Below are 17,692 nucleotides of genomic sequence, written 5' to 3'. Positions count from 1 at the left end.
AAATCACCATGAAAAAACTGGAACAATTGTATGAAGGAAAAGCAAAAAAGGTATTTAAAACAGAAGATCCGGAAAAATATATTGTAGATTACAAGGATGATGCTACTGCATTTAACGGAGAGAAAAAAGGCACTATTGCCGGAAAAGGCGTGATCAATAACCGTTTGACCAACCACTTTATGAAAATGCTGGAAGAAAACGGTGTGCCAACCCATTTAGTAGAAGAAATCTCCGACCGTGAAACCATCGTTAAAAAAGTTTCCATCATCCCATTGGAAGTAATCATCCGCAACATTGCCGCTGGTTCTTTCTCCAAACGCTTCGGGGTAGAAGAAGGCACCGCTTTAAAACAGCCATCTTTGGAATTTAGCTATAAAGACGATGACCTGGGAGACCCACTGATTAACACTTACCATGTACTTTCCCTTGGTATCGCTACCCAGGAAGAAATTGATACCATTGAAAAAATGGCTTTCAAAGTAAATGACCTGTTAAAAGCATATCTGTTAAAATTTGATGTTGAACTGGTTGACTTTAAACTGGAATTTGGTAAAACAAGTGATGGAACGATTGTACTGGCAGATGAAATCTCCCCTGACACCTGCCGTTTCTGGGATGTACACACCCATGAAAAACTGGACAAAGACCGTTTCCGCCGCGATATGGGTGGCGAGGAACACGCTTACCAGGAAATGTTGCGCCGTATCATTGGTGAATAATACAAATCCTAATCGGAGGGGATAGCAAAATCCAACCGCTACCGATTCACCTAGCAAATATGGATATTCTCTCTGGTTTCATCATCAATCATGCCCAAATAATTGGGCGAAAAATGAGGGGGTATCTCATGTTCAATCAAATCAAGGAAGAATGTGGCGTTTTTGGTATTTTTAGCCCAAACGCAGTGGATGTAGTCAATTCCTGTTACTACGGTTTATATGCTCTCCAGCATAGAGGGCAAGAAAGCTGTGGTATCGCGTTAAATGACCGTGGCGTCATCCGTCACTACCGGGACCTTGGACTAGTTCCAGACACACTGACCGCAGAACGTTTAGAAAAATTAGGGAAAGGTCATATGGCAGTAGGGCATGTACGCTATTCTACCACAGGCAATCTAAACCGCAGTAACGCCCAACCGTTGGTAATCAAACACGTAAAAGGACCAATGGCTCTAGTCCATAACGGCAATGTCACAAACGCCTATGAACTACGCCGGGAGTTCGAACTGAAAGGGGCAATCTTCCACGGCACTAGCGATACCGAAGCAATTGCCTATTTGATTACCCTCAACCGTTTAAAAACAGGTTCTATTGAGCAGGCTATTGAAAAATCAATGGAACGTTTACAAGGGGCTTATTCCATTTTAGTAATGTCGGCACAAAAATTGATTGCTGCCAGGGATCCCCATGGATTCCGCCCGCTTTGTATGGGAAAAACCTCAGACGGTTCTATTGTATTTGCCTCTGAAAGTTGTGCTTTGGATAGCATTGGGGCGCAGTTTGTCCGGGATATTGAACCTGGGGAAATTGTAGTAGTAGGAAAAGATGGTTCTCTCCACTCCATCAAAACTCACTGTGGTAACAAAAGCAGCATGTGCGTATTTGAGTTTGTCTACTTTGCCCGCCCTGACTCTGTCATCGAAGGGGCATGCGTCCATGAAGCAAGATTACGCGCGGGGGCGTTCCTTGCCCAAGAATATCCAGTCGATGCCGATGTTGTGATTGGGGTTCCAAACTCTGGTTTGGATGCCGCTTTGGGATATTCTAGGGAATCCGGTATCCCCTATGGAGTTGGTTTTGTAAAAAACAGCTATATTGGCAGAAGTTTTATTCAGCCAACCCAGGGACAGCGTGAAAATGCTGTAAAAATCAAACTAAATCCGATCAAATCTACGGTAGCAGGAAAACGGGTAGTTATGGTGGACGATTCCATTGTGCGGGGTACTACCAGTGGAAGGATTGTAAAACTCCTCCGAGAAGCAGGCGCAAAAGAAGTCCACATGAGGGTTTCTTCTCCCCCATTTGTCAGCCCATGCTATTTTGGGACGGATATTGACAGTAAGGAAAACTTAATTGCCTGTCAGATGGACTTGGAAGGAATCCGCCGACATATTGAGGTGGACAGCCTTGGCTACTTGAGTGTGGAAAATGTAAAGAAAATCGCGAAAAACGCCCACTGCAATTTCTGTACTGGCTGTTTTACTGGGAAATACCCTGTAACCCCTCCAAAAGAAACCCCAAAAGATAAATTTGAAATGCCTTTGTTAGACCAAAAGAAAAAATAATCCTTGCTGGATTAAGATTGTACTTTGTGTTAGAACCCAACAGGCCACTAGTTCCAATAGTGGTCTGTCAAGTTCGTTTTAGAAGAAAAAATTTGTTGTGCTATTAAGCACCGAAATTGAGAGGTATCAATATGAAAAGTTTTAGCGATAGCTATAAACAGGCCGGCGTTGACGTAACCGCTGGTTATGAAGCTGTAAAATTAATGAAAAGCCATGTTGCTCGTACCATGACAGAAGGGGTTTTAGGTGATATTGGTGGATTTGGCGGATGTTTTGCCCCAAATATGGCTGGTATCAAACAGCCTGTTTTGGTTTCTGGCACAGATGGTGTTGGAACAAAACTGAAGCTGGCTTTCCTATTGGATAAACATAACACTGTCGGCATTGACTGTGTTGCAATGTGTGTCAACGATATTATCTGCTGCGGCGCCCAGCCATTACTGTTCCTGGATTATATTGCAGTAGGCAAAAATTATCCGGAAAAAATCGCTGATATTGTCAGCGGCGTTGCGGAAGGCTGTGTACAGGCTGGCTGTGCTTTAATCGGAGGCGAAACCGCTGAAATGCCAGGTTTCTATCCGGAAGATGAATATGATTTAGCCGGTTTTAGTGTAGGTATGGTGGACAAAGAAAAAATGGTGGACCCTACTTCTCAAAAAGCTGGGGATGTCTTAATTGCTCTTCCTTCTTCTGGCGTACATTCCAATGGCTTCTCCTTAGTCCGTAAAGTATTTGATGTAGAAAACGCTGATTTGAACAAAACATTTGACAGCTTGGAAAAACCATTGGGCGAAACCTTACTCACCCCAACTAAAATTTATGTAAAACCAATGTTGGAACTCTTTAAACAGGTTACAGTAAAATCTGTTTCCCATATTACTGGTGGCGGTTTCTATGAAAATATTCCTCGTTCCCTGCCAGACACATTATACGCTAAAATTGAAAAAAAAGCGGTACGTGTACTGCCAATCTTCCAGTTGATCCAACAAGTGGGGAATATTCCAGAACGGGATATGTTCAATACATATAATATGGGTGTTGGTATGTGTGTATCCGTTGATAAAAACGATGCGGACAAAGCGTTGGAAATCCTGAAAGCAAATGGCGAAGATGCTTATATCATTGGCGAACTGGCGAACGGGGAAAAAGGAATTGAAATCCTGGATTAAATAGTGGAATAAACAAAGGAGCAAAACATGAAAAAAATTGTTGTTCTTGTTTCTGGAGGCGGTACCAATTTGGGAGCGTTAATCCAGGCGCAAAAGGACGGCCTTATTGCAAATGGAACGATTAGCCTAGTCATTTCCTCCAAACCAGACGCCTACGCTTTAACCAGGGCAGAGGAAAACGGTATTCCAACGGTAGTTGTGGATCGGAAGGCAATCAATAATCCGGACGAGTTCGACCGCCGTATTTATGAGGAACTGGAAAAAGCCCAGGCGGATATTATCGTATTGGCTGGTTTTATGTACATCCTCAGCAGCAAGATTACATCCAAATACGCTTATAAAATCATCAATGTGCATCCTGCTCTGATTCCTTCCTTCTGTGGGGAAGGCTATTATGGGTTACGTGTCCACAAAGCCGCCCTGGATTACGGAGTAAAATTAACTGGCGCTACTGTACATTTTGTAAACGAAGTAGCTGACGGTGGACCAATCATCCTGCAAAAAAGTGTTCCAGTGGAAAACGGGGATACCCCTGAAACATTACAGCGCCGTGTAATGGAACAGGCGGAATGGATCATTCTTCCCAAAGCAGTAAGCCTGCTATGTGAAGATAAAATCGAAATTATAGACGGAAAAGTTATTGTAAAGGAGTAATTCCAGATGCAGATTAACCTTATAAAAGATTTACAGGAAAACAGCTATCCTGGCCGTGGTATTGTCATCGGAAAAACCCAGGATGGTACCCATGCGGCAATCGCTTACTTTATTATGGGCAGAAGCGAAAACAGCCGTAACCGTGTTTTTGTAACCGAAGGGGATGAGATGAAAACCCAGGCATTTGACCCTGCCAAATTGGTTGACCCTTCTTTGATTATTTATTATCCAATTCGTGTTCATGGAAACCAGACGATTGTCACCAATGGCGACCAGACCGATACAGTTGCGGAATTCTTAAAACAAGGTAAAACCTTTGAGGACGCCCTATGTACCCGTGAATTTGAACCAGACGCACCAAATTATACCCCTCGAATTTCCGGTATTGTTACAGTGGAAAATGGAGATATGTCCTATAAAATGTCCATTTTAAAAAGCGCTTATAATGATGGTAGCTCCTGCCAACGCTTTTTCTTTGAATACAGCCAGCCAATCAACGGCCAAGGGCATTTTATCCATACCTACCGCTGTGATGGAAATCCAATCCCATCTTTTGAAGGGGAACCTGACCAGGTGGAAATTCCAAATGATTTGGACACCTTTACCGAAACCATCTGGAACAATTTAAATCAGGATAATAAAGTTTCTTTATTCACCCGCTTTATTGATTTAAAAACCGGGGAAATCCAAACACGTATTGTCAATAAAAACAAATAGGAGGTAATGTTGTAATGGCAAAAGAATTGACCTTAAAATATGGTTGTAACCCCAACCAGGTACCTTCCCGTATCTTCATGGAAGAAGGAGAACTTCCTATCGAAGTATTAAACGGCCGTCCAGGCTACATCAACTTTTTGGACGCTTTAAACAGCTGGCAGCTGGTAAAAGAATTAAAAGAAGCAACCGGGCTTCCTTCTGCTGCTTCTTTTAAACACGTCAGCCCTGCTGGCGCTGCTGTTGGCACACCACTATCCGAAGTAGAAAAGAAAATCTATTTTGTGGATGACCTGGAACTCTCCCCTATCGCTTCCGCTTACGCAAAAGCAAGAGGGGCTGACAGAATGTCCTCTTACGGTGATTTTGTAGCTTTATCCGATACCTGTGATAAAGAAACCGCTACCCTGTTAAAACGGGAAGTATCCGATGGTGTAATCGCTCCAGATTATACAGAAGAAGCGCTGGAAATCTTAAAATCCAAACGCAAGGGCAGCTACAATGTCATTAAAATCGACCCAAATTATGTACCAAACCCAATTGAACACAAACAAGTTTATGGCATCACCTTTGAACAGGGCAGAAACGAAATCAAGTTAAACGAAGAACTGCTGAAAAACTTCCCAACCCAAAATAAAGAACTGCCAGAGAGCGCAAAACGTGATTTGATTTTGGCGTTGATTACATTAAAATACACCCAATCCAACTCTGTCTGCTACGCAAAAGATGGCCAGGTAATCGGCGTTGGCGCTGGACAGCAATCCCGTATCCACTGTACCCGTCTGGCGGGAAATAAAGCGGATATCTGGTTCTTACGCCAGCACGAAAAAGTATTGAACCTGCCATTTAAAGCAGATATTCGCCGTCCAGATCGTGACAACACCATTGATGTTTACATCTCTGATGATTATGAAGACGTTCTGGCAGATGGAGTTTGGGAACAGTTCTTTACCGAAAAACCAGAACCATTGTCCAGAGAAGAAAAACGCACTTGGTTAGACCAGTTAACTGGTGTTTCCTTGGGCTCTGACGCTTTCTTCCCATTTGGTGATAACATTGAACGTGCTCACCGCAGCGGTGTCAGCTACATCGCTCAGCCAGGTGGTTCCATCCGTGATGACAACGTGATTGAAACCTGCGATAAATACGGTATTGCTATGGCATTTACCGGTGTCCGTCTGTTCCACCACTAATTCCAAAGGAGAAAAATCAATGAAAGTTTTAGTTGTTGGCAGCGGTGGACGTGAACATGCGATTATCCGCAAATTAAAAGAAAACCAAACAATCTCCCACATTTACTGTGCCCCTGGAAATGGCGGTATTTCCAAGGATGCGGAATGTGTGGACATCAAAGCGATGGATATCCAAGGGATGGTATCCTTTGCGAAACAAAACGGTGTTGAATTTGCCGTTGTAGCACCGGACGACCCTTTGGTTGCCGGCATGGTAGACGCTTTTGAAGCGGAAGGCATCCGTACTTTCGGACCAAATAAAGCTGCTGCTATTCTGGAAGGAAGCAAGGTCTTTTCCAAAGACCTGATGAAAAAATACCATATTCCAACTGCGAAATATGAAGTATTTACCGATTCTGAACAGGCGATTGCCTATATTCAAGAACAAAACACCTATCCAACCGTAGTAAAAGCGGATGGACTGGCATTGGGTAAAGGAGTTATTATTGCCGAAAATTTTGAACAAGCAAAAGAAGCCGTTGTTTCCATCATGGAAGATAAAATCTTTGGCGCCAGCGGAAGCCAGTTAGTGGTAGAAGAATTTTTAACCGGGCCAGAAGTTTCCGTATTATCCTTCACAGATGGACATGTGGTAAAACCAATGATTTCTTCCATGGACCACAAACGTGCCCTGGATGGGGATAAAGGGAAGAATACTGGTGGTATGGGTACTGTCGCACCAAATCCATATTACACTCCAGAAGTGGCACAAAGTTGTATGGATGAAATCTTCCTGCCTACCATCCAAGCAATGAAACAGGAAGGACGACCATTTAAAGGATGCTTATACTTTGGCTTGATGATTACACCAAATGGTCCAAAAGTAATTGAATACAACTGCCGTTTTGGCGACCCTGAAACTCAGGTTGTACTGCCATTGTTAAAAACCGACCTGTTCGATATTTTCAATGCCATTTATGAAGAACGTTTGGCTGATCTGGATATTGAATTTTCAGAGGAATCCGCTGCCTGCGTCATCATGGCATCCGGTGGATACCCTCAAAAATATCCAACTGGATTGACCATCCACGGATTAGACGAAGATGGACAGGCTGACGACGCGATAATCTATCACGCTGGAACCAAATTCGATGGGGAATTTAAGACTGCTGGAGGGCGTGTACTGGGCATCACTGCGCTGGGAAAAGACTTACAGCAAGCATTGGATCGTTCCTATCAAGTAGTAAATTCTATTTCATTTGAAGGGGCGCATTTCCGTAAGGATATTGGTCAAAGGGCATTAAAAGCGTTGGAAAAATAAAATAAAAAACCTACAGGAAATCTCCTGTAGGTTTTTTTCTTGCGTTGATAAATTGTTCTATAAGGAAAAATCTCTTAAAAGATTTTATCAGGGAATCTATGCTTTTCGCTATACAAAATTATTATATTCCCGTAAAAATATTTCTTTATGGAGGATTGTTGCTGTTGTTTTCAGATATTAAACTCGCATTATTATCATATTTTTACTGATAGTATCCCTAAAAACAAGATTAATCTATAACTGTATTTTAACATAATCCCCATTACAATCTTCCACTTCTACCAATACCAGTTTTCCATACTGTTTTCTGGTCCTTTTTAACTCTAATGCCAACTGTTCCAGATCATTTCCATCAAAATAAGGCACCATGTTGTGGTGTTTCCCTACCTCTTTTAAAATTAAATTGGCAAGTTTATAGATTGCTTTTCCAGTTAGCAGGCGGTGGGGAATTCCAAAATAAAGTGGGATTTTTCCACGTTGTTTTATTACAATCTTCATACATTATTCCACTACTATCCGGACACGGTCGCCATCAGAAGAATCCACATCTACAATCTGACCGATTGCCCCGCTATCCACTAATTTTAAAATACTTTCTATGTCCAAATCACGCAACGCCTCATTTTGCGTGATTTGTGGCAATTTCATCCCAATGCTAATCCCCAAACGCACCAAAGGCATGGGCAGATTTACTCTAACACGGTCCCCTTTTTTCGAGTCCACTACCACTTTAAACATCATCTTGTCAATATCTACCCGCTGCTCTTCTGGTAAGATTACCGTTTTTGCTGTTGGTTGATCAGAAAACAATTCATCAATGGTCACATCAAATAGTTTTGCGATATCCGGCAGCAGCATAATATCCGGACAGGATAAATCGTTTTCCCATTTGGAAACCGCCTGGGGAGATACGCCGAGTTTTTCCGCCACCTCATCTTGTGTAAATCCATTTAATTTTCGTAATTCCGCAAATTTTTTACCTAGTGTTGTTTCCATGATTACTCACTCCTTTTTTGTTTATGCCTTTATTTTATCGGATTCCAGCTCAAAACAGAATGTACCATTGGTTGTATTTGCGGAAATCCTGTAAACCATCCGTTTGTTTTTTCCTCAACCAACAGTTGAGGAACTCTATAAAACCTATTATACCACGTTATCCGATGATTTGATCCTCCAGAAATATTTTATTTTAAAAAATAAAATAATCCCTCATTTGCTAGATAGTCGCAAATGAGGGACCATTATTTTTATTTCCTTATTTGTTTAAGCCATTTACAATTTTTTCGGTATCCTGTGCAATTAACAGTTCCTCGTTGGTTGGGATAACCCAAACCTGTACTTTGGAATTTTCTGCGGAAACTTTTGCTTCTTTCGCATTCATTTCCTCATTTTTAGCAGCGTCTATTGCAATGCCCATAAATTCCATATCAGAGCAAACATTGTAACGCAGTTCCGCATTGTGTTCCCCAATACCACCAGTAAATACAATGGCATCCACACCGCCCATCGCAGCCGCATAGGAACCAATATATTTTTTAATCTGGTAAGATTGGATTTCCCTTGTAATCTGAGCACGTTTATTTCCTTCTTCAGCAGCAGCTTTTAAGTCTCTGTCATCACTAGACACGCCGGAAACACCTAAATAACCGGATTTTTTATTCAGCAGGTCACTCATTTGTGCAGGTGTCAGGTTTTCCTTTTCCATAATATAAGTTACGACGGATGGATCAACCGCACCAGAACGTGTGCCCATTAACAGACCATCCAATGGAGTAAAGCCCATGGTGGTATCCACGGATTTTCCACCATCAATTGCAGTGATGGAAGAACCATTCCCTAAATGGCAAGTGATGATTTTCAGATCCTTGATATCTTTTCCCAACAAAGCAGCCAAACGGTTGCTGACAAAGCGGTGGGAAGTCCCATGGAAACCGTATTTTCTGATATTGTATTTTTCATAATATTCATATGGAACACCATATAAAAATGCTTTTGGAGGCATTGTTTGATGGAATGCGGTATCAAAAACAGCCACTTGTGGAGTGGATGGATCCAATACCTTTTCACATGCCTGGATTGCTAAAATATGTGCTGGATTATGTAATGGAGCTAAATCAGAAACTTTACGGATCACGTCAATTACCTCTGGAGTAATTAGAACGGATTCTGAGAAATATTCCGCTCCCTGTACAACACGGTGGCCAACAGCGGAAATTTCATCCATAGATTGGATCACACCATATTCTTTGCTTATTAACAGTTCCACAACTTTCTGGAACGCTTCGGTATGGGTTGGAAAATCACAATCAGATTCAAATTTTCTACCATCAAATGTTTTATGGGAAATTTCCCCACCAATTCCAATTCTACCACATACCCCTTTTGCGATGACCTGTCCGTCATCCATATTGATCAACTGGTATTTCAGGGATGAGCTTCCTGCATTAGAAACCAAAATTTTCATATGTTATCCTCCTATTGTTCTGGTAAAAAACCAGTATATTTGCTATACTATATAATATTACAAACACCGGTAAATTTCAAGGCAAACCCTTAGATTCCACAAAAATTTCAAAGGAGAATCACAATGAAAGTAGCTGGCATTATTGCAGAATATAACCCTTTCCACAACGGTCATGCTTACCAAATCCAACAAACCAGAAAACAGGCTACCCATATCATTGCTGTCATGAGTGGCCATCTCACTCAACGTGGGTCTATTTCCTGTTATTCTAAATGGATTCGGGCAAAAGCTGCGATACAATCCGGCGTTGACCTGGTACTAGAACTTCCCACATCATTTGCATGTAGTTCAGCGGAACGTTTTGCTTTGGGGGGAATTGGACTTTTAGGAAGCCTGGGAATTGTGGATTGTATCAGTTTTGGAAGTGAATCCGGTGATATTTCCTCCTTAATGGAATGTGCAAACCAATGCCTTAATATCAACCAATCCCCAGAAATGCAACAATTATTAAAACAGGGGTTAAGCTATCCCGCTGCACGGAGAAGGGCACTTGGAAAAAAGGGATATTTACTGGATTTCCCTAACAACACATTGGGAGTTGAATATATTAAGGCCGCAAAACAGTTGGGTTTCCAGTTTGAATGGTTGACTATACAGCGCCAGGGAGCTAGCCATGACAGTGAGATACCAACCGGAGATTTCGCCAGTGCTTCCTATCTCAGAGGGCAAACTAGCTGGGAAAATTTTATTCCTCAAAACTGCCGAGATATTTATCAGCCCTCTCTGCGTTCCAATCCGGAACAGTTAGAGATGGTATTGCTTTATCTAATACGCACTACTACCAAGCAACAGTGGGCAGAGCTTCCTGATGTGTCCGAAGGCTTAGAAAACCGCCTTTACGAATCTGGAAAGATTGCCACATCTTCTGAGCAATTTTTATCTATTGTAAAAACAAAGCGTTACACGATGTCCCGTTTGAGGAGGATTTTATCTTACCGTTTCCTTGACATACAAAAAGCAAACCTAGAGTCCTCCCCTCTTTATGGCCGTGTACTGGGCATGAACCAAAAAGGAAAAGAATTGTTATCCAAAATCAGGACAGCCTCTACCATTCCAGTATCACCTGATTTTCCTAAATTAGCGCGACAGTTTCCCAAACAAGCAGCACTGGACAGCAAAGCGACCGATTTATTTTATATGACCACACCGCAAATCCAAAAAGCAGGGCAAGATTACCTTCAAAAACCAATAATACAATAAATCTACTTGATTTTTCCATCTCAAAATTACAAGTTGTACAAGGCATAGGCAAAAATAGATAATCATATCAAAACTATAGATAACGCAAAAGATGGAATGTGCTCCAATTTAATTTTTATGCTTTATCAAAAAGGAATTATTTTTGTTTAAACTGTAACTTTAGCAATTTATATTAGGAAGTATTCGTTTATACTGCCATGCTCAAAATACAAATGTTTGAGATAAATAAATACACTATTTTCGATGATAATACTTATTTAAATTTCTCAACTGTATATAATATCCTATTTAAGAAAAAGGGTTGGCATCTATCCAATGCCAACCCTTTTTCTTAACGAATAACAAACAACCATAACAATATAAAAGAAGGCAATACCAATAAAAATAGCAATCCTCCCATAATAAATAATGCGGTTTTCAGGTTACCAGCATTAAAAATCGATTTTTCAGATAAACCATTGCGCATAGTATCCCCTCCTAGTTTTTTCCACTAAATTAAGTATACCATTTTATTTATAATTTCGCAATAGTTATTCATCATTCTATTAATAAAAAATTCTTATTTTATCGACAAATTCGCTGTCACATTTCGTCTAAATACTGTGTTTTAACAATTCTTGCACTTCTGTTTGATTTAAATTCCGAATAATATGCCGTTTTGTGCCTTCAGAATATGTGTAGATAATTACATCACAACAACCTGTACTTTTTTGCAATAAATTTTGGCGATATACAATTTTGGATACTTTTTCCCTTGGCATAGAAACACGGCAAAATAATAACCGTTTGGTATAGCTGGCTGTTAACATTCCCTGGCTATATCCAATCCCTGTATGGCTATAACTAATCATGCGGACAATCAAGTACAGCACCGGAATAATCTCAATCATAATTCCCACAAACAAAATTAATCCGCGGAACCCCGGAAAAAACAGATAAGATCCTGCAATAATAACCGCAAAAACAACAATAATAATAGTCGGGATAAAAATAAATCTTCTAAAATCCACTGGTTTTGGTTTAATATCCCGCTTTACAAATTGGATTTCGGGAAACAATAGATTAAGGTTTCGCATCGCTTCCCGCCGCTCTGCCGCAGGGATTAACACAGATGTCCCGTTTTTGAGTTTACCATATCCAGCACAATTGATATACACAGAATAATACCCCAATACTTTGGTAAACAAGGTTTGACGGATTTCTACCAAGTTAATCCTCCCAATATTAAAACAATAATATCTTGGGATTAGAATACCCGCACGGATTGTCATACTCTGATTTCGACGGTTGACTGAAAAATCTTTGTTGCGGATAATATTGAGCAAAAAAGCCAATCCCCATCCACCCAATAAAAGATATGCTAAAATAGCTGCCGCAGGTGGGATTCCAAACGCTAGTAGCTCCGCTATTTTTGTGAGATTCGTCACCAACATATCTTCAAACTCTTTCCCAAGCAGATTTCCGCTTTGGGAAATTAAAGTGGACGCAAACAAAACCCCTGTTAAACTATTCGAGGAAATCAAGGACAAAATAGCAATATACCACAATCGAGGGCTATAGATGCGTCCCATGTTTTTTGCATCTCCAACCAGTTTTTCCTGGGCATATTTTACTAAACGTTCGACATCCTTCCGTTTCATCACAAAAGATAAATCAGCTTGACGAACATTCCCTGCATCAGTATCCAACTTTACATAACTACCTCGTATTGGGGATAGATAAAAAGGATTTTCCACTGTGATGGAGGAAATCATTTCGTATGGGATAACATACTGTTGAATTAAAAATATTCCTTTATGGATATAAACGCCATCTTTTCCCACATAAAACGTATTAAAATACCAACTTAAATATCCAAAGAGTACAATGGCAACCAATACTAAAAGGTCCATCCAAGCGCCTTTCATCCAAACATATAAGTTTCCTCCAGAAAATAAAAAGCCACGCAACACTGGCAATAGTAATAAAAGCCAAAAACGAGAAGTATTGCGGATAATTTGGACAGGATGTGGGTGTTGAAATTCCATATTAGCCCCTTTCCGTCGTTAATTGCGCGACAATTGCTTCTGCCTGATTGAATGGTAGATACGGAATATGCAAGTTTGCCCCTGTGGTTTTAACAGTAATAGAAGCGATCCCCAAAATTGGAGTCCAAGGATTGCAAATCAAGGCCACTGAAACAATCCTGTTTCGTTTTACAATATGTTGACGTTTTACAAAAACTCCAGTTTGATAGGCCACATGGTTTTTTGTGAAACAGTATCCACTATTGCGGTATCGGGCGGGAAAATAAAAAACAGCAAAAAAAAGAAAAAGAACCAGTAAAGGGAGTAAAGTAACATACCACCAAATGGTAAATTGCTGAATATATAAAAAAGGAAAAATAGATAATACAAACCAGATGATTGTGCAAAATAAATCCTGTACAAAAATTGATTTTTTTGAAATAGGCCAAAATTTCATATTTCCACCCCCAGAATCAGTATATGGTATTTATTCCTATCCCATACAGCTGATATACAAAGACACTCAGGAAATTTCTCCCGAGTGTCCCATTTCTGTTAGAAAGCAATCATGCAAATGAATATACCATAAAAATACTTTCTATCTGTATTTTTAACGAATACTATTTTGTTCCAAAAATACGGTCTCCCGCATCGCCAAGACCAGGAACAATATATTTGTGTTCATTCAAGCACTGATCCAAAGCAGCTGCATAAATCTGAACATCAGGGTGTTTTTCCTGCAATGCGTTCAAACCTTCTGGAGCAGCTACCAAACACATAAATTTAATGCTTTTACATCCACGCTTTTTAATTGCGTCAATCGCATCAATGGCGGAACCGCCGGTAGCCAACATTGGATCCAATACAATAACTTCCCTTTGGTCCATGTTTGGTGGCAATTTACAGTAATATTCATGTGGTACAAAAGTTTCTGGATCACGGTACATCCCAACATGCCCAACACGTGCAGCTGGAACCAATTTTAACATACCATCCACCATACCAAGTCCAGCACGTAAAATTGGTACAAACACAATCTTTCTACCAGCGATTACTTTGGTTTTTGCAATTGCCAAAGGGGTTTCAATATCCACTTCCGCCAAAGGTAAATCTCTGGTAGCCTCGTAGCACATTAACATTGCAATTTCGGACACCAATTCACGGAATTCCTTAAAACCAGTGCTTTTATCCCTTAAAATAGACATTTTGTGTTGGATCAATGGATGATCCATAATAACAGGTTTGTTCATTTGTATTTTCCTCCTTATTTGTTTTCCAACGCCGTAATTTTATTTACACGGAGCGCATGGCGCCCACCCTCAAATTCAGTATTTAAAAATAAATCCACCAGTTCACAAGCAGTACCAGGTCCAATTACTCTGCCGCCCAGGCAAAGTACATTGGCATCATTGTGTAAACGGGTATATTTTGCGGAAAAATGCTCGGAACATGCAGCAGCCCGAATTCCTTTTATTTTATTCGCAGCCATAGAAATACCAATGCCTGTTCCACAAATCAAAATTCCTTTTTCACATTCGCCAGCAACAATCGCATTACAGGCTAATTCCGCATAATCAGCATAATCGCAGGATTCTGTAGAATAAGTGCCATAATCTTTAAAGGGAATATTTTTCTCTTTTAAATAAGCCATAATTTCCTGTTTTAATTCAAAACCGCCATGGTCACTACCTAATGCTATCATTTTATTGATCCTCCTATTGATTCTGTTGTGCGGCTTGACGCATCCGTTCGGCCTGGGATAGCCGCAAATACGATGGCATCAATGCCTGAGCAGGTACTGCTTTTCCTTGTTGATATAAAACATGGGCACAAAGCCCTATACTGCTTGCGCGTTGTTTCCGCAAAGCAATGGGAGCCAGAACAAGCTGTTCCAGTTGCCCATCCATTTTATTATAACATAAATCCGCCCCGTCACCAACTAAAATAATCTTTTGATGATATGTTTTCAGTTCTTCTGTTAGTTCCGCAATCGTAAGGGCACGGTCATCACAGAGCCGTTTTGGCTGTTCCCCTAGGGAATATAGACAATTGTATACTTGGTTACATCTAGCGTCCATAACTGCGCATCCAATTCCATCAAACCCCTGTAAATTCTGGATTAGCCCTTCTAAGGTAGAAACACCGATACATGGTTTGTCCAATACTTGTGCCATCCCTTTCACAGCGGAAATCCCGATCCGCAAGCCAGTAAAAGAGCCCGGACCAGAAGCAACCGCAAAAGCGTCAATTTGTTCCATGGAAATATTTGCACAGGCCAACACCTGTTCTGCCATTGGCAAAAGGGTCTGGGAATGGGTCAGCCCTGTGTTGGTACTGAATTCCGCTAAAATTTCTGTTTCACTGCAAACCGCAACACTTGCCACTTTGGCGGAACTATCAAATGCCATGATATTCAAAAACGCTCATCTCCATCAATTGTAATTTCCCGGGTGGTTTCATCCAACCGTTTCAATTCTACAGTAATCGTGTTTTCTGGCAGATAATCAGCAATATTTTCGCTCCATTCAATCGCAAGGATACTGCCGTTTTCCAGATAATCAAAAAATCCTGTAAAGTATAGGTCATCCAATGTATTGATACGATACATATCAAAATGATACAGTGGAATTTTCCCTTGATACTCATTCACCAAACTAAAAGTAGGGCTGGATACTTCCCCTATTACTTGCAATCCCTCCGCAAGGCCTCTTGTAAATGCGGTTTTTCCTACTCCCAATCCGCCACGGTAGGCAATCACATCCCCCGGTTTTAGTTGCTGGGCAAACTGGCTCGCTACCTGTTCTGTTTCAGAAGGGCTATGGGTAATAAACTGTTTCATATTAGAATAATCCTGTAATCTGGCCATCTACCACATCAATAGAGAGTGCTGCCGGCTTTTTCGGCAACCCTGGCATTGTCATGATATTGCCGGTATAAACAACAACAAATCCTGCCCCAGCGGATACTTTAACGTCCCGGATGGTAATGGTAAAACCAGATGGACGTCCTAATTTCGAGGCATCGTCAGATAAAGAATACTGGGTTTTGGCCACGCAAATTGGAAGTTTACCAAAACCTAATGCTGTGATCTCGTCAATAGCTTTTTGTGCTTGTGGAGTAACGGCGACACCGTCAGCGCCATAAATTTCTCTTGCCACGGTTTCAATTTTTTCGTTAATTGTCAAATCCAAATCATACAAAGGTTTAAAGTTCGCAGGTTTTTCACAAGCCTTGATTACTTTTTCCGCTAAATCTAAGCCACCTTCCCCGCCTTTTGCGAATACTTCGGACAACGCAAATTCACAGCCAAGCTGTTCGCAGCAATCGCTGATTACTTTTAACTCCGCATCAGTGTCTGTACCAAACTGGTTAATTGCCACTACCACTGGAACACCATATTTGTGCATATTCTCAATATGTGCTTTTAAGTTGACAATACCAGCTTCAACAGCAGCTACGTTTTCAGTGGTCAACTCTGTTTTTGGAACACCACCGTTGTATTTTAATGCACGAACTGTAGCAACAATCACAACACAATCAGGGGATAATCCTGCATAACGGCATTTGATGTCAAAGAATTTTTCCGCCCCCAAGTCAGAGCCAAATCCTGCTTCTGTAATTGCGTAATCCCCTAATTTCATCGCCAATTTAGTCGCTTGTACCGAGTTGCACCCATGTGCAATATTTGCAAATGGACCTCCGTGCATAATGGCTGGGGTATTTTCCAATGTTTGTACCAGATTTGGTTTGATTGCATCTTTTAATAAAGCTGTCATGGCACCTTGTGCCTGTAAGTCTCTTGCATAAACTGGGGTATTATCATAACGGTAAGCGACTAAAATATTGGAAAGGCGCTGTTTTAAATCCTCAATATCGTTTGCCAAGCAAAGAATCGCCATAATTTCACTAGCTACTGTAATCTGGAATCCATCTTCACGGGGAATTCCATTTACTTTCCCACCTAACCCAACGTTTACATACCGCAAGGCACGATCATTCATATCCAAACAACGTTTAAAGAGGATTCTCCTTTGGTCGATCCCCAATTCATTTCCCTGTTGCAGATGGTTGTCAATCAATGCGCAAAGAAGGTTATTCGCCGCAGTAATAGCGTGCATGTCCCCTGTAAAATGTAGGTTGATATCCTCCATTGGTACCACCTGAGCGTAGCCACCACCAGCTGCGCCACCTTTAATGCCAAATACAGGGCCAAGGGAAGGTTCCCGCAGAGCTAAAACCGCTTTTTTCCCCATTTTACACATGGCTTCTCCCAAGCCAACACTGGTCGTTGTCTTTCCTTCGCCAGCAGGAGTTGGATTAATTGCAGTGACTAAAACCAGTTTGCCATCCGGTTTTGTGCTAAAACGTTGTTCCGCTTCTGCTGCGATTTTCGCTTTGTACTTTCCGTACAATTCCAAATCATCTTCGGTTAACCCTAACTGTTCTCCAATTTTTGTGATTGGAAGCATCTTTGCCTGTTGAGCAATTTCAATATCCGTTAACATAGTATCTCTCCTCTGCTTTGCCTGAATAATCTTTACCTGTACCGCCTAAAATCATTTCAGGCATAATTATTTCTGACGATATTCGTTCCAGTCAGATAGAAAAATTAAAGTTGCATTTATTATATCACATTTTTGTGAATAGT

General features: G+C 40.9%; 19 protein-coding genes. 8 read left to right on the top strand and 11 right to left on the bottom strand.

Translation table 11 applies throughout. The annotated features are described in order from the left end of the window. The first annotated feature begins 8 nt into the window (after positions 1–8). The 7 genes from purC (at position 9) to purD (ending at position 7,314) form a co-directional block, all read left to right on the top strand. Positions 9–719: a phosphoribosylaminoimidazolesuccinocarboxamide synthase gene (gene purC / locus H8Z77_RS10750; RefSeq protein ID WP_069986979.1), complete on the top strand. Its 711-nt coding sequence runs from the start codon at positions 9–11 to the stop codon at positions 717–719. A gap of 128 nt (positions 720–847) precedes the next feature. Then, entirely contained in the window at positions 848–2,284 is a 1,437-nt protein-coding gene (purF, locus tag H8Z77_RS10745) for an amidophosphoribosyltransferase (RefSeq protein ID WP_186996994.1), read from the top strand. A gap of 131 nt (positions 2,285–2,415) precedes the next feature. Next, positions 2,416–3,453 carry a phosphoribosylformylglycinamidine cyclo-ligase gene (gene purM / locus H8Z77_RS10740; RefSeq protein ID WP_069986977.1) on the top strand — a complete coding sequence of 346 codons (1,038 nt, stop codon included), beginning with the start codon at positions 2,416–2,418 and terminating at the stop codon, positions 3,451–3,453. Positions 3,454–3,480: 27 nt separating this feature from the next. Continuing rightward, a complete protein-coding gene (purN, locus tag H8Z77_RS10735) occupies positions 3,481–4,107 on the top strand; it encodes a phosphoribosylglycinamide formyltransferase (protein WP_069986976.1) in 627 nt (208 codons plus the stop codon). A 6-nt stretch (positions 4,108–4,113) separates the two neighbouring features. Beyond that, positions 4,114–4,824, top strand: coding sequence for an IMP cyclohydrolase (locus H8Z77_RS10730; protein ID WP_186996993.1), 711 nt, complete (start codon positions 4,114–4,116; stop codon positions 4,822–4,824). Positions 4,825–4,838: 14 nt separating this feature from the next. After that, positions 4,839–6,014, top strand: coding sequence for a phosphoribosylaminoimidazolecarboxamide formyltransferase (locus H8Z77_RS10725; protein WP_186996992.1), 1,176 nt, complete (start codon positions 4,839–4,841; stop codon positions 6,012–6,014). A gap of 19 nt (positions 6,015–6,033) precedes the next feature. Continuing rightward, positions 6,034–7,314 (top strand): phosphoribosylamine--glycine ligase, encoded by a 1,281-nt coding sequence (gene purD, locus H8Z77_RS10720; protein WP_186996991.1) that lies wholly within the window; start codon positions 6,034–6,036, stop codon positions 7,312–7,314. A gap of 234 nt (positions 7,315–7,548) precedes the next feature. Here the strand turns inward: purD and H8Z77_RS10715 are convergent, their stop codons facing one another. The 3 genes from H8Z77_RS10715 to H8Z77_RS10705 all read right to left on the bottom strand — a co-directional run bounded on the left by H8Z77_RS10715 (position 7,549) and on the right by H8Z77_RS10705 (position 9,778). Continuing rightward, positions 7,549–7,812, bottom strand: coding sequence for a hypothetical protein (locus H8Z77_RS10715; RefSeq protein WP_186996990.1), 264 nt, complete (start codon positions 7,810–7,812; stop codon positions 7,549–7,551). A 3-nt stretch (positions 7,813–7,815) separates the two neighbouring features. After that, on the bottom strand, positions 7,816–8,310 hold the full coding sequence (locus H8Z77_RS10710; protein WP_186996989.1) for a helix-turn-helix domain-containing protein: 495 nt from the start codon (positions 8,308–8,310) through the stop codon (positions 7,816–7,818). Between the two features lie 259 nt (positions 8,311–8,569). After that, positions 8,570–9,778 (bottom strand): acetate/propionate family kinase, encoded by a 1,209-nt coding sequence (locus H8Z77_RS10705; RefSeq protein ID WP_069986970.1) that lies wholly within the window; start codon positions 9,776–9,778, stop codon positions 8,570–8,572. Positions 9,779–9,901: 123 nt separating this feature from the next. Between H8Z77_RS10705 and H8Z77_RS10700 the strand changes: the two genes are divergently transcribed. After that, positions 9,902–11,038, top strand: coding sequence for a tRNA(Met) cytidine acetate ligase (locus H8Z77_RS10700; RefSeq protein WP_069986969.1), 1,137 nt, complete (start codon positions 9,902–9,904; stop codon positions 11,036–11,038). Between the two features lie 331 nt (positions 11,039–11,369). Here the strand turns inward: H8Z77_RS10700 and H8Z77_RS11650 are convergent, their stop codons facing one another. From H8Z77_RS11650 to H8Z77_RS10665, 8 genes are all read right to left on the bottom strand, one after another. Beyond that, a complete protein-coding gene (locus H8Z77_RS11650; protein ID WP_268873765.1) occupies positions 11,370–11,504 on the bottom strand; it encodes a hypothetical protein in 135 nt (44 codons plus the stop codon). Between the two features lie 127 nt (positions 11,505–11,631). Then, a complete protein-coding gene (locus H8Z77_RS10695) occupies positions 11,632–13,065 on the bottom strand; it encodes a PH domain-containing protein (protein WP_186996988.1) in 1,434 nt (477 codons plus the stop codon). A 1-nt stretch (position 13,066) separates the two neighbouring features. Continuing rightward, positions 13,067–13,501, bottom strand: coding sequence for a PH domain-containing protein (locus H8Z77_RS11750; protein WP_186996987.1), 435 nt, complete (start codon positions 13,499–13,501; stop codon positions 13,067–13,069). Between the two features lie 163 nt (positions 13,502–13,664). Then, a complete protein-coding gene (upp, locus tag H8Z77_RS10685) occupies positions 13,665–14,294 on the bottom strand; it encodes a uracil phosphoribosyltransferase (RefSeq protein WP_069986966.1) in 630 nt (209 codons plus the stop codon). 14 nt (positions 14,295–14,308) lie between these two features. Continuing rightward, positions 14,309–14,746, bottom strand: coding sequence for a ribose 5-phosphate isomerase B (gene rpiB / locus H8Z77_RS10680; protein ID WP_186996986.1), 438 nt, complete (start codon positions 14,744–14,746; stop codon positions 14,309–14,311). A gap of 13 nt (positions 14,747–14,759) precedes the next feature. Beyond that, positions 14,760–15,452 carry a tRNA (adenosine(37)-N6)-threonylcarbamoyltransferase complex dimerization subunit type 1 TsaB gene (gene tsaB, locus H8Z77_RS10675; RefSeq protein ID WP_186997137.1) on the bottom strand — a complete coding sequence of 231 codons (693 nt, stop codon included), beginning with the start codon at positions 15,450–15,452 and terminating at the stop codon, positions 14,760–14,762. Between the two features lie 5 nt (positions 15,453–15,457). Continuing rightward, positions 15,458–15,883, bottom strand: a complete 426-nt coding sequence (tsaE, locus tag H8Z77_RS10670; protein WP_069986963.1) for a tRNA (adenosine(37)-N6)-threonylcarbamoyltransferase complex ATPase subunit type 1 TsaE — start codon at positions 15,881–15,883, stop codon at positions 15,458–15,460. A 1-nt stretch (position 15,884) separates the two neighbouring features. Then, the gene (locus H8Z77_RS10665; protein WP_186996985.1) at positions 15,885–17,549 is read right to left on the bottom strand and encodes a formate--tetrahydrofolate ligase; all 1,665 of its coding nucleotides are present in this window, start codon (positions 17,547–17,549) and stop codon (positions 15,885–15,887) included. Positions 17,550–17,692: the final 143 nt, after the last annotated feature.

Origin of the sequence: Clostridium facile (assembly GCF_014297275.1) — a bacterium.
GTDB lineage: Bacteria > Bacillota > Clostridia > Oscillospirales > Ruminococcaceae > Massilioclostridium > Massilioclostridium facile.
This window is presented reverse-complemented; position numbering and strand designations above follow the sequence as displayed.